Raw genomic sequence first — 24,414 nt, 5'->3', positions numbered from 1 at the left:
AAAGATATATATGTTAAAATATATGTAAGGCGATATATTAAAAGTAAAATGGTTGTAGAGACACTCTATGGAGTGTCTTTTTTTTGGTATGTAATTGTGCATATTGTATTTATTTTCAGAGGAATAGGATTAAAATGTAAGTGGTAGACAGGCTTTATAAAGCAGAATTTCGTACAAACATTTCCCTCTACTTTTTGTATCTAACAATCGTATAACAATAAAAAATTCTGTTTTATAGTGTTTGTTTATGAAAGGTGTCTTCTTTGAAGGCACCTTTATGTTGTTTCATGTAGATACTTTTCACTGTTTATATAGTGGAAAGTATCTATACTAAACATTAGCAATCTTCCGTATAAATATTATCAATTTACTATATATTCCAGTGGTGTTAACCTACATATGAAAGGCTTTCTTTTTCAAAATATTACCCCTAATAAATTTTTGAAGAAGTCAACTGTCTCCAAAATTGTCATTCATGCTTAGCGAAAAAGAATCCTTCTGGATTCTTTTTTGTGTTCGACATAATGTGACAAAATACATTTGAATAATTTGTTATATTGTTAAATGGTTATTATAGGAAAGAGAAGGAGACTCAATTATGGGATTAAAAAAATTAATTTTAACAGGTGCAATTGTTGCAACTACAGCATTTACTTCAATTGGAACAGCGCAGGCAAGTGTAGATTTTAAAGATGTTCCAAACAATCATTGGTCTTATAAAGCAATTATGGATTTAGCAAATAAAAACGTTGTTGCTGGATACGGAAATGGGATTTTTGGATTTGGTGATGATGTAACACGTGAGCAAGTTGCAGCTCTTATGTTCCGTCATTTAAAACCGACAGTAAAAGAACAGTATAACAATCCGTATAAAGATGTTACGGATCGTTCAACTATGTTTAAAAAAGAGATTCTTGCTTTAACAGAGATGGGTGTATTCGTTGGAGATAACACAGGGAAATTTAGACCGAAAGATTCGTTAACTCGTGAAGAAATGGCGCAAATTTTGACAAGGGGATTCCAATTGCAAATAAGAGGAGATCATAATTTCCCTGATGTAGATAGAAATGGATGGGCGAATCCTGCGATTACTGCAATTAAATCAAATTATATTACGGCTGGAACTGGTGATGGTAAATTCGCACCTAAAATGCATGTAAGTCGTGAACAATACGTTCAGTTCTTATATAATGCAACGTTACCATTTGAAGAAAGACCAGGAGCAAAACAACCACAACCAGAAGTGAAGCCAGAAGTAAAACCTGATCCGAAACGTTTTGCTAACTGTAAAGAAGCAAACGATGCTGGATATTATGATATTACAAGAGACAGCCCGTATTATGGTAAGCATTTAGATCGTGATGGCGATGGAATTGCTTGTGAAAGAAATAAAAAAGGTAAATAAGAAAAAGCACTCAATCTGAGTGCTTTTTCTTATTGAAACATGCTATTTTTTTAGGCGCCTTTCATAAAATAAAAGTAACGAAATGAAAGTAGGTGACAAAATGCCGTCAGTTGTGGAAGGTGTTATTATTGAAAATTGTAACGGAACAATTAACTTAGGTGATAAATATAACGTGCAGCCAATTGAAAAAACGAAAGCTTATAATGGATCAGGATCATCCAATACTGGAAAAACAGTACAAACATTTAGTGGTATTAGTACAGCAGATGTAAGGGATAGCGATGCGAATGATCAGGGAATACAATTTACTTTATAGATAAATATGTAAAATTGCATAAAATGATGAACTTGTCCTGTGCTACAATTTAGCTGTGAGCTGTTAATGATTCTTCTGTATTATAGTTGTTAGATTAGAAATATAACATCTTATCGAAAATCATACGTACAAAAAAAGACACTTCAAGTGAAGTGCCTTTTTTTATTTTAGTGATACCCTTTAGCAGAGTCTTTATGAATTTTATTTTTAAAGATACTGTAGCTCCAAAGTTGATATCCAATAACAATTGGTACCATAACCATTGCAACGAAGAACATAATTTTTAAGTTTAACTGACTACCTGCCGCGTTGTATAACGTTGTGCTGTATGCGTCGTTAATACGTGACGGTAACATTCTTGGGAACATGCCCGCAAAACCAGTCGTCATAAACATCGCAATTGTTAAGCAAACGAATGTGAAGGCAAGACCGATTTTATGTTTGTACACCATAATAAGTGCGAGTACACTCATTAACATAGCAAGTACTGGAAGAATGAATAGTACCGGATACTCTGTGAAGTTTTGGAATAAGTTTGTACGATTGGCAGTTGCTACATAGAAAATAGCTAAAATGATAGCAGCTGCCATTGAAAATGGTCTTGCAATTTTATAAGCACGATCAGATACTTCACCAGTCGTTTTGATCATAACCCAAAGGGCACCAGATACGACGAATATAGCAGTGAAGAATAGGCCACCTAAAATACCGTAATGATTTAGTAAGCTAAGTAAATTTCCTTCATAACCATTTTTTCCGATTTGTAGTCCGTAATAAAGGTTAGCGAACGTAACTCCGAATAAGAATGCGATTAGGAAACTACCAATTGTAAATGCCCATTTGCAAGTTTTTTGCCAAATTGGTGAATCGTCTTTATGCATAAATTCAAGCCCGGCAGCACGAGCAAACAGTGCGAGTAATACTAAAAATAGTGGTGTATATAGGTAACTAAACATATTTGCATACGTGATTGGGAAGGCAGCAAATGTTGCACCACCAGCTGTAATTAACCATACTTCATTACCACCCCAGAATGGGCCGATTGCTTCTTGTAATTGATTTCGTTCTTGTCGGTCTTTCGCAACGAAAGGAAAAATCATTCCGTTACCAAGTGCATACCCATCAAGAATGAAGTAAACTGTCCAAATTACGCCCCATAAACCGAACCAGATGATCGCAAGCATATCATGAGACATGAGCTGTACCTCCTTCAGTAGCAGGCTCTTCTAATGCAGCAGGTCCTTTTTTCGCGAACTTTAGCATTAAATATACGTCTGCAATTAAGAGTAGAGTATAGAACAATATTAAACTAATTAATGAGAACCAAATCTGCGGAACAGATATAGGTGATACAGATTCTGCTGTACGCATTAGTTTATAAACTGTCCATGGTTGACGACCTACTTCGGCAACAATCCAACCAGCGTTAATTGCGATATATGGTAGTAAAACAGAACATATTGTGATTTTTAAATAACGTTTTGAGTTTTCTAGTTTTCCTTTTCGGTTTAAATAGAAGCCATACCAAGTTAATGCCATAAAGAACATACCAAGTGCAACCATTAAGCGAAAGCTATAGTACACGAGGTTAACGTTTGGACGATCTTCTTTCGGAATATCTTTTAAACCAACAATTTCTCCATCAAATGAGTTTGTGTAGAAGAAACTTCCTAGTTTCGGAATCGTAAGGAATTCAAAGTTTTTTTCGTTTTTTACATCAGGAATTTGAACAATCGAGAAGCCTTGTCCTTTTCCAGTTTCCCAAACTGCTTCCATCGCAGCTCCTTTTGCTGGTTGATATTTAGCTGCGGATACACCAGATTGATGTCCCATAAACGGTGTAACAGTTGCGGCGAATAAGCCTAACAGTAAACCAAATTTGAATGATTTTTTGAAGAATTCCACTTCGTTTTTACGTAATAAATGATAGGCACTAATTGCCATAACGAAGAAAGCACCAACGATATAACAACCAATTACAGTATGGAAGAACATGTTCCAAGCATATGGATTTGTAACAAGTGCCCAGAAGTCATTTAATTCAGCGCGGCCATTACGTACGACGTAGCCAACTGGATTTTGCATAAAGCCGTTTGCTGTAATAATCCAAAGTGCGGAAATATTTGTTCCAAGTGCAACCATCCACATACAGAAGGCACGGAACTTTGGTGAGATTTTGTCTTTACCGAATAACCATATTCCCATGAAAGTAGATTCTAAGAAGAAGGCAACGAGTGCTTCGATTGCGAGAGGTGACCCGAAAATATCTCCCATATATTTGGAGTATTCAGACCAGTTTGTTCCAAATTGGAACTCCATCGTAATCCCGGTTATAATCCCCATGACGAAGTTAATTGTAAATAATTTACCCCAGAAATTTGCCATTTTGCGGTATGTTGGATTCAATGTGCGGGCGTATTGCGTTTCCATACATGCTACTAAAATAACAAGTCCGATTGTCAAAGGTACAAATAAAAAGTGATAAAAAATAGTAATTGCAAATTGAAAACGACTCAGTAACAGAACGTCGGACATAATAAATATTCACTCCTTTTTTACATTATCTACAATTAGTTTATAGTGAAAATAGGAGTATAGTATGTGAGACTTGTTACAAAGCTGTGTGTATATTTTGAAAGAATTATGTCGGTTATCTGAAAATATATTGCTTTTATAATAATACAATATGCTTTTTGTGTTTTTCATATTTTGGTACACTGTTTATGTAGTGTAAATGAGAGAAAAGAGGGTTCCTTACTATGAAGTCATTAGAAGAGATTATGCAGTACAATGAAAAATTCGTTGAAGAGAAAAAATATGAAGAGTTTGTAGCAGGGAAATTTCCAAACAAAAAGATGGTTATTATCTCTTGTATGGATACACGTCTTGTTGAACTATTACCGAAAGCAATGAATATGCGTAACGGTGATGTGAAAATTATTAAAGTAGCAGGCGCTGTTATTTCACATCCTTTCGGAAGTATTATGCGTAGTATTTTAGTTGCTGTATACGAGCTTGGTGCTGATGAAGTATGTGTAGTTGGTCACCACGATTGCGGTATGGCTAAAATTCAAGCGAGCAGCACAATTGAGAAGATGAAAGAACGCGGTGTAACAGAAGAAAAATTAGATACACTTCGTTATTCTGGAATCGATTTAGAACAATTCTTACGCGGTTTCTCTAGTGTAGAGGAAAGTGTAGAACATAGCGTATCAGTACTTCGTAACCATCCATTACTTCCTGAAGAAGTACCTGTTCATGGTCTTGTTATTCACCCTGACACAGGAAAATTAGATTTAGTTGTGAATGGCTACGACAATTAAGAATTTACTTTGTCATCCTTTTTATCTGGGACAGGATCAAATCCTCCCGGGTGGAAAGGGTGACATTTTAATATACGCTTACAAGTTAGCCAAAATCCTTTCAGGGCACCATGCTTTTGAAATGCTTCTAATCCATAATGAGAGCAAGTTGGGTGAAAGCGGCACGTTGGTGGTGTCATTGGAGAAATGAATTTTTGATAAAAGCGTATAATCCCAATAAAAATCTGTTTCATAATGGTCTCCTTTTCAGCATAGTCTTAAAGTATTATAGCACGACTGTACATAATACTTTACTAATGTTGATTTACGTTATATCATATTGGATATAACGGAATTAAATTGAAAGCGGGAGAGATGTTGTATGCCATCAGTAGAAAGCTTTGAATTAGATCATACGATTGTAAAGGCGCCTTATGTAAGACATTGCGGGGTTCACAACGTAGGTAGTGACGGTATTGTAAATAAATTTGATATTCGTTTTTGCCAACCGAATAAACAAGCAATGAAACCAGATGTTATTCATACGTTAGAACATTTATTAGCATTTAATTTACGTAAATATATTGATCGTTATCCGCATTTTGATATTATCGATATTTCACCAATGGGCTGCCAAACAGGATATTATCTTGTAGTAAGCGGGACACCAACAGTTCGAGAAATCATTGATTTATTAGAACTAACATTAAAAGATGCGGTTCAAATTACAGAAATTCCAGCTGCAAATGAAACACAATGTGGCCAAGCGAAGCTTCATGATTTAGAAGGAGCACAACGCTTAATGAACTTCTGGTTAAGCCAAGATAAAGATGAACTTGAGAAAGTATTTGGATAAAGTGAAACTGCCTGTGAAAGGGCAGTTTTTTTATTTGTAGAAATGTATGTATGAAGAGTATTGACTTTAACGTATACATCAAAGTTTATAGTAGAGATAAATAAAGTAAAGGGAGGAAATGATGGATAAGTATAGCATTGGCGAAATTTCAAAAGAAACGAATGTAACGACGAGAACACTTAGATATTATGAGGAAATTGGGTTGTTAAAACCATCGTACGTTGCCGATTCAGGATATCGTTACTATTCAAAAGATGATGTAATTACATTGCAGCAAATCACAACTTTTAAAAAGCTTGGTTTTAAGCTTTCAGAAATAAAAGAAGTATTAAAAGAAGAAAAGGGGATTTTAGAAGAAGAAAGATGGAAGAATGCGATTCAAAATGAAATTCAAACGATACAAGGGGAAGTAAAAAGATTACAGGATTTAGAAAAGCTACTATATACAACATTTCATTCTATTGAATTAACAGGGGAGCTTAGAACAGAAGATTTAATGTTATTTATAAAATCCGTACAGGGAATTGATCAGAGGGAGAAATTTTGGAAAAGGTATTTTAATGAGGAAGAGCAGCAGATTATTCAGGGCTTACCAACATTTGAAGAAAATGATAAAAGAACGAAAGAGTGGTTGCAAGTATTAAGAGAAATTCGCGAGTGTATAAATGAACCAGTAGATTCACCGGAAGTTCAACAATTGGCGGAAAAAGTAGTGGGTTTTTCTATGCATGTATTTCAAGAAGATGAACAATTAATAAATAAGTATTGGGAATTAATTAGACCTGAAGAGGGAGAGATTGCAAAAGTATATGGACTTGATTCAGAAACAATGAAGTATATAGATGAAATGGTAGAGTGTTATTTGAAAAAGGAGGAAGATAAATGACAGCTATGCAAAAAGAGAAGCTATATGGAAAGGAGCATGCACGATTAGAACGGCAATACTTTTATAAACATGTGGGCATTTTCATTCTTGCACAGCTTTTATTTATTTTTGTAATAGGGCTTGTACCAGCTCAAGAGTTACCAAGTGGATCTTATATTCTTCATATGAAAGAATGGATTTTGAATAAACGAATCGGCTTTTATCAAAATGAAACTATTAATACCATTGTCAGTGTTTGGACATCGGTACTTATGATTCATTTTATATGGGCGATGTCTTACATTCTTTTTCCAAAAAAGAAACGTAGCTCTTCAAAACAAGAAATACGACAAGAGGTAAAAGAAGAAGTGCAAAAGAAAAAGGAGATTAGTACAAATAGGGCGTGGCTGTATTTAGTATTTGGCGGCTTAATCGAAATATATTGGGCAACAGGATTAAAAACAAATTCGATGAGTATTTTGACACTTATTGCAATTTTAGCTAGCTTTCATCTATTAATTGAAGCAACGAAAAGAATCCCAATTGGAACCGCATATGCAGTATTTACTGGAATTGGGACAGTTGGAACGATAGTAGTAGATATTGTGTATTTTAAAGAGCCATTTTCGTTTATTAAAATTTTCCTTGTTTGTTTATTAGCACTATTTATTATCGGATTGAAATTTAGTGGCGACAAGGAAGAGGTGAAATAAAATGGCGTGGATGTATTTAATTATAGCTGGGCTTTTTGAAATTGTCGGTGTAATTGGGATAAAGAAAGTAGCAAAAGATAATAATTGGACGAATAATATTATTTTAATAGGTGGATTTATTATTAGCTTTCAATTTTTAACGATGGCGCTTCAAGAAATACAGTTATCAATTGCATATGCAGTTTGGACTGGAATTGGGACGCTTGGTGCAGCAGTTGTCGGTATTTTATTCTTTCAAGAGCCGAAAAATGCTTTTCGGATTATTTGTATCATTGGAATTATGGGGACGATTATTGGATTGAAAATGGTGAGTTAAAGAAGAGCTGAAATGCTCTTCTTTTTTTATGAAAGTATACTAGACACCCCAACATATAAAATAAAGGCAGAACCGAGAAAATAAACAAATGCTTTTGCTTGTTGCCGCTCTTTTATTTCATCGATTCCAAAAAGGATAAACATAATACTCAAAAGGATAAAAACGTATGGTAACAGCATAGAGAGGTTTGCGAAGAAGCTAAATAGGGCGAGAATAAGTGCGATAGTGGCGATTATAATTCGAATGTTTTTTAACATATAATCCTCCTTTAAAAGAACATGATAAATGGAATAACAAAAACAATCGTAAAAAGACTTAAACCGATGCTAATAGCTCCAATTTGTTTTTGCTGTTTTTGAATCGTCTCAATTCCTACTAAAATGCCATATAAACTAAAGAGGAGCAAAATGATAGGTGAAAAGATTTGAAAGTTCATTGTAAATGTGCTGTATAAACATAAGATCAACGTAATAAAAACGATGGTTAGCTGTAATTTTCTTATATGCATTTGAACCTCCTAGTAGAAAAATAATTACCGAGAGACAAAAATTATAATAGCAACGATTAAAGTGAATACGCCAGAAAAGAAGGAGAGTGTACTGTGTACTTTCTTTTGTTTCTGTTTTTCTTCTGCACTCATGATGAAAGTCATAATAGATAAGGCGAGGAGCATATAAGGCATTGTAACAAGTGCGTTTGTCAACATTCCGGATAGAGCGAGAGCGATGACAATAAGAGCGGATATAATGCGAAAGATTTTTAGCATATAAATCTCCACCTTTTAAATAGACTACTTACCGGAATAGTTCTGAGAAACTAAGAAATAAAGCACCAGCTCCAGCCATGAAAGCGAGTATACCGCTAGATTTTCTGTCTTGTTTTATTTCTCCTAGCCCTACAGTGAAAGCCATTAATCCTAAGAAAATGAACATATAAGGCATGATTTCTCTATTGCCAGTAAAAAATCCATAGATTGCTATACATAAAGCGATAAGTGCAAAAGTAATCTGTACCCCTTTTAGCATATATACCTCCAGTTATTTTATATAGTTGATAATGAGAATAATAATAATGAATCCTTTTTCCTTATTTGTTTAATGGTAATAACAAACAGTAAAGCACTTAATAGAAATTGTGAAAGTGATAGAAAGTTATGCTGACCTGCCAGTAAACGAATACTGTATATGACGTTTGCTAAATAAGTAGTATACGAAGCGTATTATGAATTCTTCTTGCTGTTTTTTGTATAAGGGTTATCTTCTGGCTTATCAACAGAATGTTTATAAGCGTAGCCTTTATTAATCGTCATGACGGAGAGTACTAGTATGACTAGGACGATTATAATACCGATAATTAATATTTTGAGCATAAAATCCCTCCTTCTCTTTATTTTACATAATTTTGTAATTGATGAAAACAATAGAAATTAAAAGGATGAAAGAAGGGTGTTACATGGAGACGAAAAAAACATATTATATATCAATAGGAAACGGTCAAATTTCACAAGTGAAGACGGCGGATACGTATAATTTTGAGATTTCCGCAAGTGATGAGGAAATTACGGAGTTAAGAGAGTACTTCGATCAAGCATATGTAGAGGATTTAGGTTCATTTGTACGTTCTCACGTTCCGTTTGTTGAGTATCATCACGATTCAAATAATGACCGATATGATGAACAACTACAAAAAGCATATAAAATGATTTACGATTTAGGAAATCATGAGACGAAAGAATTAGTCGCGCAAATGGGAATAATCAATGGATTGTAATTGGATAATATTATGCAGAAAAGCGAGAATATGCTACAATTTGTGGTAGGAAAAACTTGTAACCATCAATAGGGGAGTAATGGCATGTACAAATTTAAAGATTATTACCACAACACTGTACAATTATCGTTTGAACGTTATCCATTTTCTCCTGAGCCAAAGCATGTTTGGGTTGTATGCCGGTACGGGGATCAATGGTTATTAACGCATCATTTACGTCGCGGTCTTGAATTTCCAGGTGGTAAAGTGGAACTCGGGGAAACACCGGAAGAAGCGGCAGTTCGAGAGGTTCATGAAGAAACCGGCGGCATAGTTTCTGATTTAACTTACTTAGGACAATATAAAGTATCTGGAAAAGACAAAATAATCATTAAAAACATTTATTTTGCAACAATTAGTGCGGTAGAAGAACATACGCATTACGAAGAAACGAAAGGATCTGTTTTATTAACAGACATTCCTGACAACATTAAAACGGATAGAAAATTTAGCTTTATAATGCGTGACGATGTATTGGCACGTACGATGAAACATATAGAAGAAATCGGCTGTTTTACGAAGTAAAGTAGCCGTTTTCTTTTTTTTTGTGTGTAAGAATAAATGTAAATATATCTTTATATTATTTTGGATATATTATACAATTTTGTAAAGATATATTTACATTTTAGGAGGGGAAAGATGGAGAAAAGAAAAGAAACGACTGTTACTGTTTCGATGGGGAAATTAAATTTCTATTCATGTTGTATAGCATTCGCTCTGGCGATAGGAGTTAGTTTTTTACATTCACTTCTTTCAGGTGGGTTTCAAATTGAAATTACGTTACCAACCCTGTTTCTTTTTATTATCGCAATGATTGTTCTTGTTTGTATTCATGAAGCGATACATTTAATAGGATTTCGCTATATCGGTGGTGTGCCGTGGAGTGAACTGAAATGGGGTGTAAATTGGAAATTAGGTGTTGCATATGCGCATTCTAAACAGGAGATTACAGTAAAGCAAATGAAAAAAGTGTTAATGCTGCCATTTTTACCAACTGGCATTTTGCCAATTGTAATCGGGTTAGCTACGAATATGCAATCCATCTCATTTTTAGGGATTTTACTAACAGTGGGTTGTATCGGCGACATTGCCCTATATAGAAAAGTTTCAAAGTTTCCAGATGATGCGCAAGTGAAAGATCATCCGAGTAAACCGCAGTTTACAGTATATGAATCATAAAGGAAGAGGAGGCGCTAGAGTAGCGATCTCCTCTTGTTATTTTCACTTTTTGTCGGTAAGTCGATATATTGCAAAAAATCGCCGATATAATTTGAGTTGTGGTCGATATATTCGAAAAAACGCTCATATAATTTTCTAGAGGCTGGCGCCAATTTAAGTCGAAGAAGACTGCTCGAATCACGGAAAATCTCTTTGCAGTTTGTATAATTAAGTATCGCATAGTCGTTAGAAATTGATTATGATATTTTTGTAGAATGGAACGACGGAGGTTTATATGAAGAGACTGTATGGCAAGTTAGTAGGGTTTGTCGTTGCAATTGGTTTAACAACAGGATGCGATAGTTCTATGAAGAGTGTGAAGGAAAAAGAAGTTTGTAAGGCAGAAGAAGAATGCGTGAAAATAGGAGATAAGAAACTTCAAAAAGTATATGAAAAAATAGATGGATTATCTGAGCTTGAAGCAGTAGAAGATTATGATATAGAAGAGCATAAAAGTGCGGATATGAAAGAGGTAGCGCAGAAAAAAGAGGATGACGAAAATTATTTCTTTTTAGCATCGTATTATATCGATGGTGATGAAATTGTAGATCCTTATTTTGAAAAAATAGAACGGAAACGTTTAAATAAAGTATTTGCTGAAGATAAAGAAGCGAAAGAAGAGGTGCTACAACAACGGCAAGATAGAGGTTATCATGAAGATTTATGGGATATGTACCGCACTCTGATCCCAGCTAAATATCGCGGGAATATAACAGAATTCGATTTAATAACGGACGGTTATGACGGCGTTGTTGCCCACGTTATGCCTAGTATGGAGAATCCGAAAGATTGGACTCTAAGCTTAGATATACTGGATTCTGCTGTAAATATCGATGAAGTGATGAAAACATTAATTCATGAGACGGCTCATGTGTTGACGCTTGGGCATAAGCAAATACCAGTAGATGAAAAGTATTTGAAGGATTTTGACGAAGATAAAGATATTTCAAATTACAGAAGTAACTGTGAAATGCTGTTCTTACAAGAGGGGTGTGCGAGGGGGAAATCTTATATTAATCAATTTTATAACTCTTTCTGGAAGGATATTGAGCAGGAGTGGACAGAAAAGAAAGTGGAAGAAAGTGAAGAAGCTCAAATTGAATTTTTTAAGGAAAAGCATGAGGAATTTGTATCGCAGTATGGAACGACAAATGTAGCGGAAGATATTGCAGATACGTTTACAGCGTTTATTTTGCAAGATTCCAAAAAGGTGAAAGAAGGATCGGAGTTAAAGTATAAAAAAATTGCGTTCTTCTATCAGTTCCCTGAGCTTGTAAAAATGAGAGCGGAAGTGTTGACGGGATTATATGATGTTTCGAAAACGTTAGAACAACAAAGTGGACACTAATGCGAGTTATATATGTAAGCCAAGAAAACGTAAAGAATTTTAGTTCTTTGCGTTTTTTCACATTGATAAAATTGAAAATTCTGTCTCTTTTATAAAAAAGAAGAAGGAACTGAAGCTTTAAAAGAGAATTAGTATAAAAATGTCACAAATTAGACACAATTATAATGCGCATATTGTAGGGACTATAAGTTTACTCTCAAGGAGGTAATGAAACGTATGAAAACGATTCTTGCGGTTGCTGGTCTCATTTGGGTAATGTCTCACGGTTTTCCGATTTTTGAAGGAGAGCAAATTCGTAGTGCATTAAATAAAAAGTATGATGATTATCATGTAATAGATCGAAAAGAAAATGTCGTTACAGTACGTGTGAAAGATTGTTTCCATACAGTTACAGTCGCGGATGGCAACGTTACAAATGAAACAAAGATGTGTGATAAAAGGTAAAGAAAGAAGCTGACTATAGTCTATCGCTCTAAGTCAGCTTCTTTTTCGTTTCCCAATTAGAAGTTTTTCAAATGCCTCAACAAACACATACATAAGTGTTGCGAGGACACAGGTGAGTAGTACGCTCAGTAAGACGAGCGTGAAATTAAATACTTGGAATCCGTAGCTAATTAAGTAGCCAAGACCTTGTTTAGAGACGAGAAGTTCACCGAATATAACACCGACCCACGATAAACCAACGTTCACTTTTAACGTTGAAATAATTGCTGGGAAGGATGCAGGGAGAACTACTTGTTTATAACATTGCCATTTATTTGCGCCAAATGTGTCCATCACTTTTATATAGTTAGAATCGACTTCTTGAAATGCACTGTAAATAACGAGAATGGTAATGATGATGGAAATAATTACGCCCATTGCAATCGACGAAGAAATATTTGGACCGAAGATTACAATGATAATAGGTCCAAGTGCCACTTTTGGCATGGCGTTTAGGACGACGAGATAGGGATCGAGTACGCGGGCGAGAAGCGGCATCCACCAAAGAAAAGTAGCGATAATAGCGCCGAGCACTGTTCCAAGAATGAAGCCTACTCCTGTTTCAAGTAATGTCGTCCATATGTGAACCCAAAGCGAACCGTCAATCCATTTACTAAGGAAGAGATCCCAAATGCTTGAAGGAGAGCTAAAGAGTAAAGGATCAATCCACTCTTTTTTGCTAGCTATTTCCCATAGTACAAAGAAAAGAATGAGCAGTAAAAGCTGTAAAGACCGTGCTAACCATGCGCGCTTGCGTTCTTTCTTCCGAAACTGTTCATGTAGTTGTTTTATATTATCCAAGTCGCTCCAGCTCCTTCCATATATCTTGGAAGAGGGATGGGAAATCATGGTGGTGGCGTGATTCTAACGGTGATAAGGAACGGATGCTTTCTGGGACGATAAATGTTTTCGCAATTTTTCCAGGGTTTGCTTGCAGTAAATAAATACGATCACTCATCGCAATGGCTTCTTCAATATCGTGTGTTACAAGTAGTGATGTTTTTTTATAGTTACGTAATAATGTGAAGACGAGATCTTCTAGTTTCAACTTCGTTTGATAATCGAGAGCCGAAAAAGGTTCATCTAGCAATAAAATTTTCGGATCGGTCGCTAACGTTCGAACGAGAGCGGCACGTTGACGCATACCACCGGACAGTTCACGAGGGTATTGCTCTTCTACATCATGTAGACCGACTTGTTTTAAAAGTTGTAAAGTGTGTTCTTTCGTCTGTTCATTGTAAATTTTTCGGGTGTGAAGTCCAAGCATAATATTCTCTTCAATTGTTTTCCAAGGGAACAAGTAATCTTGCTGCAACATATACCCCATAGATGAAGTTTTCGTTGTAATGGGCTCACCATCTAAAAAGACGATGCCCTCAATTGGATCAAGCAGCCCAGCAATAATGGAGAGGAGTGTTGTTTTGCCGCAACCACTTGGGCCGAGTATAGAAATAAATTCTCCTTTTTCCACTTGTAAACTCATGTCTTCGAGAATCAACTTAGCATTCTCTTTTGCGAAAAAGCAGTGAGAAACGTTACGTATTTGTAAAAAACTCATACACTTCGCCTCTATTTCTTAATAACGCTTTCGGCAATTTTTGTATTGACGAGCGCTTCATGTGGAACTTCTTTTTGTAATTCGCCAGCTTCTTTCATAATCGTTTGGAGTTGTTTCCATTCTTCAGCATCTAATAGCGGATTTGTCGCATAAGAATGTTGCTTTTTATACCGTTCAATTACTTTTACTGTAATGTCTTTTGAAGTGTCTTTAAATAACGGAGACAGGGCATCAGCAATCTCTTCTGGACTATGTGTATCAACCCATTGTTGTGCTTTATAGAGCGCACGTGTGAATTTCTCAGCAGCATCTTTATCTTTCTTTAAGAAACTTTCTTTTGCCATGAACGTTGTATACGGAACAGTTCCAGATTCATTTCCGAACGAAGCGACGATGTAACCTTTACCTTCTTTTTCTAATATACTTGCAGTCGGTTCAAAGAGCTGTACAAATTCTCCAGTGCCAGATGCAAAGGCATTTGCAATGTTAGCAAATTCGATGTTTTGAACTAAGTTTGTATCTTTGTGAGGATCAATACCATTTTTCTTTAAAACGTATTCTCCAACCATTTGCGGCATGCCGCCTTTACGCTGTCCTAAAAAAGTAACACCTTTTACGTCATTCCAATTAAATGAGTCTAATTTTTTACGCGAAACTAAAAATGTTCCATCTGTTTGTGTAAGTTGTGCGAAGTTAATGACAGGGTCTTTTGCACCTTGTTGATGAACGTAAATGGAAGTTTCAGAACCGACGAGAGCAATATCAATTCCGCCAGATAATAGGGCGGTCATCGTTTTATCTCCGCCAGCTGTTGTTTGGAGGTCAATATTTAATCCTTCATCTTTAAAAAATCCTTTTTCAATCCCGACATATAACGGGGCGTAGAAGAGAGAATGGGTAACTTCACCAACGCGAATGTTTTGCGTTGCTTCTTTCGTACCTTCTTTTTTACTACTGCAAGCAGCAAATGTGAAAACAGCTAGTAACATGATGCAAAAAACAGCTATAAATTTTTTCACTATATGACACCTCCTAGAAGTCACTCTACAAGCATGATATGTAGGTAAGTGCCCATATGTGAGTGTGGATAGCAGGAATTTTTTGGGTGATAAAGAAGTACAAATATAAGGGGTGATAAAATGGAGTACGAATATGATGATAGCGTACATTTACATCTTGATTATTTCGGAACAGAATGTGATATGGAATCGATTGCTTATAAGCGGAAGAATGAAGACGTGTGGGATGTGTATTTTAATTTTGGGGCATATGGTCTTCAGAAAGATGAGATTGAGACAGGTAGATTTATGGACGAATATGCTGGTCATTACGTTTTTTCTGTACATGCTCGGGATCTTAGTTGGGAATTTGGAAGTGCTCAATTTGAAGAGTGGGTTTTGAGAAATCAAATAGTAGAAAAATCGCTGCAAAAATAGGGAGGAATTTTGTGGTCGATTTTCTCATTTTCTTATTCATTTTCGTAGTCGGATTTTTTATTATGCAAGTACTCATTTATCGATTTGCAAAGAAACACATTCAAAAATATACAAAAATAAAATGGGTTCATATGTGGCTCGAGATGAATATGAAAAAGGGCCCGAGATTAGATCTTTTTGATTTTGTAGTTATCGTACTTGTATGTATTATATGGAAAGTATGGATGTATTCTCTTATATAATACATATGTTCATGTCTGTTAGAATGAAGGAGAACCTGTCAGTGCTGGTAGGTTCTTTTCTTATTGGTAATAATTTTGTGAAGCATAGTTCATTTATCCCGCTTTAATGGGCAGTAAGACCCCCACCTCAAAATGCAGCGAAAGCAAAGAAGTTAGGTGGGGGATTAACTGCCCATAAAAGTCCGATTGGTTCAACTAATAATCAGTGGGGGATGAAGAACCCCCCCACTGATTAAAGTTTCACTTTATGCTGCTAGAATATAGAGCGAAGAAGGTTTATCCCATTCAACCTTGAATGGGGCGGACTCATTACAGTTTCATTGTATTTTTAAGGGGAAATTAAGGATACATGTGTATATTATAAGCACATAGGGAGACTAGCTGTATACAAATATGGTATTTTGTATAGGACAATATGTTTGTTGATGCGAGACGAAGGGGTAAAGGAAAGAGGGAATCAATTGCGTTTTAATGTTTTTACACAGCGACGAAGAAGAGATGAATTTCATTTTAGTTTTTCGGCTCAACAACCGAGAAAGAATCTATTAATTTCTATCATTCTTAGCGGAATGTGGGCGATCTGTTTAGAAACGCTATTCTTTGTTATGTTAAGGTCTTTCGAATTTGAGAGAACTAAAGAATTTTTCAATGGAACAATACAGATAAGTATACTCATTATCGTTTTGTGGAGTGTACTACTGTACATCATTCATTTAAATAAAGGCATCAGTCATAAGCTTAGGCCGGCTATTCGAGTTTATGTCGTATTATTTTTAATTGCTCATACAATGAATTGGATGTATATCGTAGTGCAGGAGGATATGAACCTTATAGTAGTAAATACATGGGTGTATTTACAATATGGACAGTATATATTAAGCCTGTTATTTATTTATATGGTATACGTTTTTGCATATAATTTGCTTGGAAGAGTTTTCTTAAGTACAACGATAACTAGCATAGTCTTACTTATTTTTGTGATGGTGAACCATTTTAAACTCATTTTTAGAGGAGAACCATTCTACCCATCTGATTTTACACAGATTGGTCATATGAATTCCGTTATACCGATGGTCATGGATTATTTCAGTGTTTGGAATATGTTTCTGGCAATAGTGGGCATTGTTTTGATTATATTTGTAATTATGTATATACGAAAGTATATTCCAGTTATAAAATCACATATTATTATGAGGATTATTTTAATATGCGGCTCTGCGTTTATGTTGTATGGATATAGTAACTATCCTACTACCTTTATGAATAATATATTTATAAAAAGTGGAGTAGACATCCGCGCGTGGAATCAAGCCGCAAATTATAAGGTGAATGGCTTTGTTATAGGCTTTTTAAGCAACTTAGATACGACAGTCATTAAAGAGCCGAAAGAATATTCAAAAGAAAATATGCAGCAAATTGCAAAGGATATAGAGAAGCAATATGGTGGTAAAGTAAAAGCGCAAAAAAAGGCAGAGAAGCCGAATATTATATTTATTATGAGTGAAGCATTCTGGGATCCGACAAAATTAACGAATCTGTCATTTAGCGAAGATCCAGTGCCGAATTTACATCATTATACAGAGAGTTTCCCAGGGGGACAAACGATAGCTCCTACATTTGGAGGGAATACAGCGAATACAGAATTTGAAGCATTAACGAGTTACTCGATGAGTCTTTTAATGCCTGGTTCTATACCATATCAACAAGCTATCCCAAGTCAGAAAGAAGTTCCATCTATTGCAAGTGAATTGAAAAAACAAGGGTATTATGCAAGTGCAATTCATACTTATAATCGATCGTTTTATAAAAGGGATGATGTTTATAAAACATTGGGATTTGATAATTTTAATGCAGAAGACACGATGAAAAATACAGAAGTAGTTGGAGATAATATTGGTGATTTATCTATGAGTAAAGAAATCATAGATGAATTAAAGAAGAGAAAACAACCTACGTTTATTCATGCGGTGACGATGCAAAATCATTTTCCGTATACGCCAAATATGTTTGGAGAAAATAAAGTAGAAATTAGTGGATTAACAGAAGAGGAATCGAAGGCAGAATTAGAGGCATATACAGAAGGGGTAAGATTGTCTGATGAAGCGTTGCAATATTTAATCGAGCAGCTTGATGATTTAGACAGACCTACGTTATTAGTCTTCTTTGGAGACCATTTACCTATGTTAGGAACTAATAAATCTATTTATAAAGAAGCAGGATATATAGAAGATGAAGAGACGGTAAGAGAAAGATTAATTATGTCAGAAACACCATTGTTAATGTATGCAAACTTTGATTTGCCAAATGACAATTTAGGTTTAGTAAGCCCAATTTATTTTTCTAGTCTTGTTTTTGATTATGCAGGACTAAATCAATCACCGTTTTATCAATTTTTATCGGAAATGCATAAAGAAATACCAGTTCTTAGAGATGAGTTAAAGGTTAATAAAGATGGAGAAGAGATAACAGATTTAACAAAGGAACAACAAGAAATGTTAGAGCAATATAAAATGATTCAATATGATTTACTTGCTGGAAAGCAGTATAGTAAAAGTATACTTTTTAAATAGAAAAACAAAAAGAACTTGTATAACGATACAAGTTCTTTTTTTATAGTATTTAACGGGGTAACCAGACAAGCTGGGTTTAGGGAGTATTACCTGTACATTTAGTATAAATGTACAGGTAATCGTTTTATTAATTGATTTGTGAGAAATATGTGAATTTTATTCTTTTCAAAAACGGCATTCCTATCAAAACGATTTGGCATAGATTTTTATGAATGCAAAAACTTTATAAGTTCTTCATTTAATTCATCCGCTTGATCGATTGGAGAGCCGTGACCGCTATTTGTAAGAGGATATAACTGAGAATTTTTGATCCGCTTTTGCGTGAGTTCAGCACTTTTGTAAGGGATAAGTTGATCGTGAACACCGTGGAATATTTTTGTTGGGACGTTAATTTTACTTAAATCTTTCGTTACATCTTCATTTGCGGCTGCTTGCAAGATTTTGATGAGAGCGTAGGAGGCAGACTGCATACCGAGATAAGAAAACCATTCTAACGTAGCAGAACCTAAGTTTCTATTAAAAAATGATAAAGATACATCATTTAAAAATTTGGGCATATTGACATACATTTGATTAATGAGGGTATCTGCTTGTTCTTTTGGGACACCATAGGGTGATTCTTGATTTTTAACGAAAGAGGGGGAAACTGCATCGACTAATACAAGTTTAGAAATGCGATGGCCATTATGGCGGGACATGTACCGAATAGAAAGAGCACCACCTACTGAGAAACCGACTAATGTAGCATTTTCCACTTGAAGTGCTTCTAGAACAATGGCGATATCGTCTGCTAAACGATCGTATGTGTAACCGGTCCACGGTTTATCAGATTGCCCGTTCCCACGTATATCCATAGCGATGCAGCGGAACCCGTGCTGTGGTAACACATTGAGTTGATATTGATACATTTGATGATTTAAAGGCCAGCCATGGACGAAGAACACAGTTTTACTACCGGGTCCGGGATTTACGTCTTGCACAAAAATATGCACATCTTTCTCGACCGTAACAAACATAAATTATCCCCCTAACCTATTCATATGCTCTATCCCAAAAGCGTTGTTTCGTCATAGCTTTAATAAATGCATTCGCCAGGAGCGTAGGGTTCTGTTCTACTAAGACACCAGGCTTTCCGTTAATATTTAAAGATTGAATAACAGTAGATCCATTTTGGAAGGCACCAATGGGCTTAAAGTGATTATAGGATTCTACGACAAATGAAGTCGCTTTATTAAGAAACTTTTCATCAAGGTTTCCTCCAATAAGAAGTAGCCCGTCATAAAGAAGTGAGGATCCTGTTAAAAAAGTATCATTCACGTCCCAGCGTACATTTTGTGTTCCTTGCACAATACCTAACCGCTCGGAAACAATCACCGGCTGCAACCCAACTTGTTTGAATTGATTTAGTATATATTGCGCGTTTTGTCCGTCATATCCATTTGCAACAATGACACCTACTCGTAATGTATTAGGACTAAATGTCGTATTTGCCATACTGAGTGCTGGCGATGATTTCGTAACGCTCGATTCTTGAATATTTGGGACTTTTGCTCCGACCGCTTCAGCGACTAACGTAGCTAATTCAGTACTAATATGACCAATCATATTTACGACTTGTTGACGGACGGATTTACTTTTTACTTTTCCTAATTCAAAGGAGAAGGCTTGCATAATATGAACCTTCTCGACGTTACTCATACTATTCCAAAATAAACGTGCTTGAGAGAAATGATCTTTGAAACTGGCGGCTGTTTCTCTCGTTTTATGCCCTGATACAGTGGAAGGATATGTAACGAACCCACCCTTTGTACCGGGGACCGTGTAAGGCGTGTTATTTGCTAAGGAATTATTATGGTAAGCGACTTTTCCTTTATCAATTATATATTTAGAGGCACCATCTCTTTGGTTGTTATGAAATGGGCATACCGGACGGTTAATCGGTAATTCTTGATAATTGGTACCGACGCGTGCTAATTGAGTGTCAGTATAAGAAAAGAGCCTACCTTGTAAGAGTGGATCATTGGTGAAATCAATACCGCGGACGATACTTCCGGGATGAAGTGCGACTTGTTCCGTTTCAGCGAATACATTATCGACGTTGCGATTTAATGTCATTTTTCCGATGAGTTTAACAGGGAAATCTTCTTCAGGCCAAATTTTCGTCGCATCTAATATATCGAAATCGTATTTAAATTCATCCTCTTCTTCTAAAATTTGAATGCCAAGTTCGTACTCCGGATAGTTTCCAGCATTAATATTTTCCCATAAATCACGGCGATGGTAATCTGGATCAGCGCCGCCTAATTTTTGAGCTTCATCCCAAATTAATGAATGAATGCCGAGCTTCGGCTTCCAGTGAAATTTTACGAATCGCGACTTTCCATTTTTATTCACTAAGCGGAATGTATGAACACCAAATCCTTGCATCATTCGAAAGCTTCTTGGAATGGCACGATCAGACATAATCCACATCATCATCGCAGCAGATTCTTGGTTATTGGCGATGAAGTCCCAAAATGTATCATGTGCCGTTTGTCCCTGGGGAATCTCATTATGCGGCTCAGGTTTAAGGGCGTGAATAAGATCAGGAAATTTAATGCCATCTTGGATGAAGAAAATCGGGATATTGTTTCCTACTAAATCAAAATTTCCTTCTTCTGTATAAAATTTAACGGCGAACCCTCGTACATCTCGATTTGTTTCATTCGCCCCTTTTGATCCAGCCACTTCAGAGAAGCGAACGAAAAGGGGTGTTTTTTTTGAAGGGTCTTGTAAAAAATCGGCCATTGTTAGCTCTTCTAAAGATTCATATAGTTCGAATATACCATGTGCGCCATATCCACGTGCGTGAACGACTCTTTCAGGAATTCGTTCACGGTCAAAATGAGCAAGCTTTTCTCGCATTAGGAAATCTTCTAGAAGAGTAGGGCCACGATCACCAACGGTTAAAGAGTTTTCATCATTTGAAATTGTAACACCTGTATTTGTCGTCATTTTCTTGCCTTCATTCTCGCGGGTGAAGGCTTCCAATTGTTCTGTTTTTTTATTTTTTTTGCCGTCCATATAAAACACCTCCCATAATATACGTATTATTGTTTATAGCTTTTATGCTTATATATAGCCTGAAGATACTTTGCTTTATTGGGATGATTTTCCTCAAATGTTCGATTTATCTTTGTTTGTCTATGAAAATCATTTATTATAATAAATGGTATTCTTCGAGATATTATTTTGAAGGGGTGTTGAAGTGAAAGGAAGTTTTCTATCATATAAAGAAGAAGAAAGGAATGCCAAAATCTTTTTGTGGGTGCTGTATGTCATTGTTGTTTTATACCAAATTTTCTATGTAATCTTATTAGAAAATAAATCACTCATGGATAAGGGGCATAGCATAATATGGCAAGTTATTTGCGGAACAGCAATACTGGGTGCAAATATCTATTTAATAAAAAAAGAGAAAGCACCTCTTGTCAAATATGCATGTATATTTGCATACATAGGGATAGAAATGGCTAATATACTTTCGTATATGCTTTATAATAAAGCGGTATTTGATGCGGTAAATATAATAGAAATTATTCTCATTTTCTTTGTACCTATATTCTTAAATAAAAAGTATTTTGTGTTTGTACTTTCGACTATTGTGGGGAAATATGTAATTTATTTATTTGTATTAGAGGAAGTAAAAGCGTTTATGTTCCTCATTATGTATACACTCGTATTAATAGCGGCATACATCATTTTAAATCGATTTATACAATACCTTTCAGCGGTAAAGAAAAGTATTAAGATTGCTAGTGAATCACAAAAATTAGCAGTAGTCGGAAAAATGGCAGCGACAGTAGGACATGAAATTAAAAATCCACTTGCTTCATTAAAAGGATTTACGCAATTACAACGAGAGAAGCATGGAGAGGATCCTGTTTACAAACAGATGATTTTTGAAATAGAAAATATGAATAGTATGATAAGTGAGTTGATGGAAGTTGCTACATGTAAACCTTCTATTTATAAGAAACATAATATAGGAGAAATTGCATTACAAGCAGTAACGATTGTTCGCGAAAAAATGAATGAATCTAGCGTTCAGCTTATTTCTAGTGTAGAAGAAAAGGCGATAGAAGTTGAATGTGATGAGCGGAAAATAAGAGGAGTCGTGCTATATGTCATAAAAAATGCTCTGGAGGCAATGGAGCAAGGTGGCACTTTAGATTTAAGATTAGACAATGAAGGACAAGATTATGTAGTCCTAAGTGTAATTGATAATGGTTACGGTATTAAGAAGGAAAATTTGGCGCGTGTTAAAGAGGCCTTTTATACAACGAAACAAGATAAAATTGGCCTGGGACTTACTGTAGCAGATCGTATTGTCAACGAACACCTTGGTGAATTACATATTTCAAGTGAAAGAAATAAGGGAACGAGAATAGATATTATTCTTCCAAAAAAGTGTGGAAATAATGAAATCCAAGTGGGAGAAAAGCTAGGAGTTACCATATGAATAAAGATGATATATTTAAAAATGAAGAAATCAAGGCGCTGAAAATATATTTAAGTTTGTTTTTTATTATATTTTTTGTATACGATCTTGCCTACGAATTTATTGTACCTCTAATAGGAGGGGAGCAAGAAGGAGTAGGGAAATTCGAAGATGGTTTAGGGTTATGGCTCTATTTTCTGATGGTGATCTTATTTTGCACTGGAATATACTTTATGAAATGGAGAAATCCATTTGCAGTAAAATATATTATTCTAATTGGATATAATCTATTAGATTTTATCCATAATTTTATGATTTATTACGGTAGTGACGCTGAGTTTGATGGTGGGAACATAGTAGAAGGATTTTTTATTTTATTTGCACCAATCTTTGTGAACAAAAGGTATTTTTGGTTAGTTACGGGGATACTTGTTGGAAAGTATGCTCTTATAGGAATCATGATTCAATCGTCACTCGTTATAATCCCAATGGCATTATATAGCGTATTTACTATCATATGTTGGATTATGTTTTTGAGATTTCAGTCTTACATCCGTACGCTTGAGATGATGGATAAAGAAATAGAACAAACAGAAAAACTAGCAACGGTTGGGAAAATGGCAACAGTTATTGGCTACAAAATTAGAGGACCTTTAGCGAATCTAGATAAATTTGTGAATAAGCAAGCAAATAAATATCCTGAGGATAAAATATATAGTGATATTATGAAACAAGAAGTAGAACGCATTCATACAATCGCTACAGAACTTAGTGGATTTGAGAAATCTAAATCACCAGAATCAGAAATTCATAATATAGAAGAAATTATCGCTTATGTTATTCGAGTTATGGGAAAGCCTGCTTTAAAGCAAGGAGTGCACATACAAGGTATTTATAGTAAAGACATACCATCGATTATATGCGATGAAAAACGATTAAAACAAGTATTTTTTAATTTAATTAAAAATGCAATTGAAGCAATGTCAGTTGGTGGAACGATTACGATTAAAGTGACTGTAGAAGATGCAATCATTGTCCAAGTTAAGGATGAGGGTTGCGGCATTCCAAAAGACAAAATTCCGAAGCTAAATGAAGCTTTTTACACAACGAAAGAAACAGGAACAGGTTTAGGGTTAGTAGTCACAGAAAAAATTATTAAAGACCACAACGGTAAAATGAGTTTTGAAAGTGAAGTTGGGGTTGGAACGACGGTGAAGGTTATGTTGCCGATGTAATAAAAAATATTTTAAAAAGGGAGATCACTTATTTGAGCGTGATCTCCCTTTTTTATCGTGGATGAGAGGAAGACATGTTGATAAAGGTAGGAAAGTTAGTTGCATTAACATAGTGTATATAATTTAAAAATCCAAAATATGGATATATTTACAATGATAGTATATAATGAACTTGTCTGTTATTTGTTTTAATTCATTTATGTTTCTATTTGTTGGCCCCGATTATTGGGGTCTTTTTTGTTAAATAAATCACTTTTAAGAG

At 35.2% G+C, this 24,414-nt stretch carries 30 protein-coding genes; 17 read left to right on the top strand and 13 right to left on the bottom strand.

All coding sequences use genetic code 11. The features are described from left to right. Window positions 1-598 precede the first annotated feature (598 nt). Together PDL00_RS23505 and PDL00_RS23500 are read left to right on the top strand one after the other, a co-directional pair. The gene (locus PDL00_RS23505) at window positions 599-1,405 is read left to right on the top strand and encodes an S-layer homology domain-containing protein (RefSeq protein ID WP_242256927.1); all 807 of its coding nucleotides are present in this window, start codon (window positions 599-601) and stop codon (window positions 1,403-1,405) included. Window positions 1,406-1,487: 82 nt separating this feature from the next. After that, the gene (locus PDL00_RS23500) at window positions 1,488-1,721 is read left to right on the top strand and encodes a spore germination protein (protein ID WP_270731395.1); all 234 of its coding nucleotides are present in this window, start codon (window positions 1,488-1,490) and stop codon (window positions 1,719-1,721) included. A gap of 167 nt (window positions 1,722-1,888) precedes the next feature. Here PDL00_RS23500 and cydB read toward each other — a convergent pair whose 3' ends face one another. Then, on the bottom strand, window positions 1,889-2,917 hold the full coding sequence (gene cydB / locus PDL00_RS23495; protein WP_061677536.1) for a cytochrome d ubiquinol oxidase subunit II: 1,029 nt from the start codon (window positions 2,915-2,917) through the stop codon (window positions 1,889-1,891). Next, complete coding sequence (cydA, locus tag PDL00_RS23490; RefSeq protein ID WP_270731392.1) at window positions 2,907-4,256, bottom strand: cytochrome ubiquinol oxidase subunit I; 1,350 nt, start codon at window positions 4,254-4,256, stop codon at window positions 2,907-2,909. The genes cydB and cydA overlap by 11 nt, the downstream gene beginning before the upstream one ends. Before the next feature lie 224 nt (window positions 4,257-4,480). On the opposite strand from cydA, the gene PDL00_RS23485 reads away from it, so the two are divergent. Further along, window positions 4,481-5,044, top strand: a complete 564-nt coding sequence (locus PDL00_RS23485; RefSeq protein WP_061677533.1) for a beta-class carbonic anhydrase — start codon at window positions 4,481-4,483, stop codon at window positions 5,042-5,044. Here PDL00_RS23485 and yidD read toward each other — a convergent pair. Further along, window positions 5,041-5,277: a membrane protein insertion efficiency factor YidD gene (gene yidD / locus PDL00_RS23480; protein WP_000809328.1), complete on the bottom strand. Its 237-nt coding sequence runs from the start codon at window positions 5,275-5,277 to the stop codon at window positions 5,041-5,043. The two genes, PDL00_RS23485 and yidD, sit on opposite strands and share 4 nt — an antisense overlap. Window positions 5,278-5,405: 128 nt before the next feature. Here yidD and luxS point away from each other — a divergent pair, with 128 nt between their 5' ends. From luxS to PDL00_RS23460, 4 genes are all read left to right on the top strand, one after another. Further along, a complete protein-coding gene (gene luxS, locus PDL00_RS23475) occupies window positions 5,406-5,879 on the top strand; it encodes an S-ribosylhomocysteine lyase LuxS (RefSeq protein WP_001141371.1) in 474 nt (157 codons plus the stop codon). A gap of 121 nt (window positions 5,880-6,000) precedes the next feature. Beyond that, window positions 6,001-6,765, top strand: coding sequence for a MerR family transcriptional regulator (locus tag PDL00_RS23470; RefSeq protein WP_270731388.1), 765 nt, complete (start codon window positions 6,001-6,003; stop codon window positions 6,763-6,765). Continuing rightward, entirely contained in the window at window positions 6,762-7,457 is a 696-nt protein-coding gene (locus PDL00_RS34760; protein ID WP_333563534.1) for a DMT family transporter, read from the top strand. The genes PDL00_RS23470 and PDL00_RS34760 overlap by 4 nt, the downstream gene beginning before the upstream one ends. 1 nt (window position 7,458) lies before the next feature. Next, window positions 7,459-7,773 (top strand): DMT family transporter, encoded by a 315-nt coding sequence (locus tag PDL00_RS23460; protein ID WP_270731385.1) that lies wholly within the window; start codon window positions 7,459-7,461, stop codon window positions 7,771-7,773. 26 nt (window positions 7,774-7,799) lie between these two features. Here PDL00_RS23460 and PDL00_RS23455 read toward each other — a convergent pair whose 3' ends face one another. The 5 genes from PDL00_RS23455 to ytzI all read right to left on the bottom strand — a co-directional run bounded on the left by PDL00_RS23455 (window position 7,800) and on the right by ytzI (window position 9,142). Next, a complete protein-coding gene (locus tag PDL00_RS23455; protein ID WP_270731383.1) occupies window positions 7,800-8,030 on the bottom strand; it encodes a YczI family protein in 231 nt (76 codons plus the stop codon). Between the two features lie 11 nt (window positions 8,031-8,041). Further along, window positions 8,042-8,281: a hypothetical protein gene (locus PDL00_RS23450; protein ID WP_242241124.1), complete on the bottom strand. Its 240-nt coding sequence runs from the start codon at window positions 8,279-8,281 to the stop codon at window positions 8,042-8,044. Window positions 8,282-8,305: 24 nt separating this feature from the next. Further along, window positions 8,306-8,539 (bottom strand): DUF3953 domain-containing protein, encoded by a 234-nt coding sequence (locus PDL00_RS23445; protein WP_242257050.1) that lies wholly within the window; start codon window positions 8,537-8,539, stop codon window positions 8,306-8,308. A 28-nt stretch (window positions 8,540-8,567) separates the two neighbouring features. Then, window positions 8,568-8,798: a YczI family protein gene (locus PDL00_RS23440; protein WP_242257049.1), complete on the bottom strand. Its 231-nt coding sequence runs from the start codon at window positions 8,796-8,798 to the stop codon at window positions 8,568-8,570. A gap of 194 nt (window positions 8,799-8,992) precedes the next feature. After that, window positions 8,993-9,142 carry a YtzI protein gene (gene ytzI, locus PDL00_RS23435; RefSeq protein ID WP_000912935.1) on the bottom strand — a complete coding sequence of 50 codons (150 nt, stop codon included), beginning with the start codon at window positions 9,140-9,142 and terminating at the stop codon, window positions 8,993-8,995. An 83-nt stretch (window positions 9,143-9,225) separates the two neighbouring features. On the opposite strand from ytzI, the gene PDL00_RS23430 reads away from it, so the two are divergent. The 5 genes from PDL00_RS23430 (at window position 9,226) to PDL00_RS23410 (ending at window position 12,592) form a co-directional block, all read left to right on the top strand. Next, window positions 9,226-9,543, top strand: coding sequence for a hypothetical protein (locus PDL00_RS23430; protein WP_000448410.1), 318 nt, complete (start codon window positions 9,226-9,228; stop codon window positions 9,541-9,543). Window positions 9,544-9,627: 84 nt separating this feature from the next. Next, window positions 9,628-10,107 carry an antimutator 8-oxo-(dGTP/GTP)ase gene (gene mutTA / locus PDL00_RS23425; protein WP_000276386.1) on the top strand — a complete coding sequence of 160 codons (480 nt, stop codon included), beginning with the start codon at window positions 9,628-9,630 and terminating at the stop codon, window positions 10,105-10,107. Between the two features lie 114 nt (window positions 10,108-10,221). Then, window positions 10,222-10,761, top strand: coding sequence for a DUF3267 domain-containing protein (locus PDL00_RS23420; RefSeq protein ID WP_270731378.1), 540 nt, complete (start codon window positions 10,222-10,224; stop codon window positions 10,759-10,761). Window positions 10,762-11,035: 274 nt separating this feature from the next. Continuing rightward, window positions 11,036-12,148, top strand: coding sequence for a recombinase family protein (locus PDL00_RS23415; protein ID WP_270731375.1), 1,113 nt, complete (start codon window positions 11,036-11,038; stop codon window positions 12,146-12,148). A 216-nt stretch (window positions 12,149-12,364) separates the two neighbouring features. Then, window positions 12,365-12,592: a hypothetical protein gene (locus PDL00_RS23410; protein WP_000849118.1), complete on the top strand. Its 228-nt coding sequence runs from the start codon at window positions 12,365-12,367 to the stop codon at window positions 12,590-12,592. A 33-nt stretch (window positions 12,593-12,625) separates the two neighbouring features. Here PDL00_RS23410 and PDL00_RS23405 read toward each other — a convergent pair whose 3' ends face one another. Genes PDL00_RS23405 through PDL00_RS23395 form a run of 3 tightly spaced genes read right to left on the bottom strand, consistent with a single transcriptional unit; the run spans window position 12,626 to window position 15,208 of the window. Beyond that, window positions 12,626-13,432 carry an ABC transporter permease gene (locus PDL00_RS23405; RefSeq protein WP_270731369.1) on the bottom strand — a complete coding sequence of 269 codons (807 nt, stop codon included), beginning with the start codon at window positions 13,430-13,432 and terminating at the stop codon, window positions 12,626-12,628. Beyond that, window positions 13,425-14,189 (bottom strand): ABC transporter ATP-binding protein, encoded by a 765-nt coding sequence (locus PDL00_RS23400; RefSeq protein ID WP_242257045.1) that lies wholly within the window; start codon window positions 14,187-14,189, stop codon window positions 13,425-13,427. The genes PDL00_RS23405 and PDL00_RS23400 overlap by 8 nt, the downstream gene beginning before the upstream one ends. Before the next feature lie 11 nt (window positions 14,190-14,200). Continuing rightward, entirely contained in the window at window positions 14,201-15,208 is a 1,008-nt protein-coding gene (locus PDL00_RS23395) for an ABC transporter substrate-binding protein (RefSeq protein WP_242257044.1), read from the bottom strand. A 120-nt stretch (window positions 15,209-15,328) separates the two neighbouring features. Here PDL00_RS23395 and PDL00_RS23390 point away from each other — a divergent pair, with 120 nt between their 5' ends. The 3 genes from PDL00_RS23390 (at window position 15,329) to PDL00_RS23380 (ending at window position 18,437) form a co-directional block, all read left to right on the top strand. Further along, window positions 15,329-15,625, top strand: coding sequence for a DUF3986 family protein (locus PDL00_RS23390; RefSeq protein WP_000455571.1), 297 nt, complete (start codon window positions 15,329-15,331; stop codon window positions 15,623-15,625). A gap of 11 nt (window positions 15,626-15,636) precedes the next feature. Beyond that, window positions 15,637-15,867, top strand: a complete 231-nt coding sequence (locus PDL00_RS23385) for a hypothetical protein (RefSeq protein ID WP_242257043.1) — start codon at window positions 15,637-15,639, stop codon at window positions 15,865-15,867. A gap of 425 nt (window positions 15,868-16,292) precedes the next feature. Continuing rightward, window positions 16,293-18,437: an LTA synthase family protein gene (locus PDL00_RS23380; protein ID WP_270731528.1), complete on the top strand. Its 2,145-nt coding sequence runs from the start codon at window positions 16,293-16,295 to the stop codon at window positions 18,435-18,437. A gap of 206 nt (window positions 18,438-18,643) precedes the next feature. On the opposite strand, the gene PDL00_RS23375 is transcribed toward PDL00_RS23380, so the two are convergent. Together PDL00_RS23375 and PDL00_RS23370 are read right to left on the bottom strand one after the other, a co-directional pair. Then, window positions 18,644-19,453 (bottom strand): alpha/beta fold hydrolase, encoded by an 810-nt coding sequence (locus PDL00_RS23375; protein WP_270731364.1) that lies wholly within the window; start codon window positions 19,451-19,453, stop codon window positions 18,644-18,646. 16 nt (window positions 19,454-19,469) lie between these two features. Beyond that, entirely contained in the window at window positions 19,470-21,500 is a 2,031-nt protein-coding gene (locus PDL00_RS23370) for a catalase (protein WP_270731362.1), read from the bottom strand. Window positions 21,501-21,684: 184 nt separating this feature from the next. On the opposite strand from PDL00_RS23370, the gene PDL00_RS23365 reads away from it, so the two are divergent. Next, window positions 21,685-22,938, top strand: coding sequence for an ATP-binding protein (locus PDL00_RS23365; protein ID WP_270731360.1), 1,254 nt, complete (start codon window positions 21,685-21,687; stop codon window positions 22,936-22,938). Further along, a complete protein-coding gene (locus PDL00_RS23360; RefSeq protein WP_242257039.1) occupies window positions 22,935-24,152 on the top strand; it encodes an ATP-binding protein in 1,218 nt (405 codons plus the stop codon). Before PDL00_RS23365 ends, PDL00_RS23360 begins: the two co-directional genes overlap by 4 nt. The last annotated feature ends 262 nt before the right edge of the window (window positions 24,153-24,414 follow it).

The sequence above is a fragment of the Bacillus cereus group sp. TH152-1LC genome (genome assembly GCF_027710505.1).
Taxonomy (GTDB): Bacteria; Bacillota; Bacilli; order Bacillales; family Bacillaceae_G; genus Bacillus_A; species Bacillus_A mobilis.
Note: the sequence above shows the minus strand (reverse complement) of the source record. Positions and strands in the feature narration are given on the sequence as shown.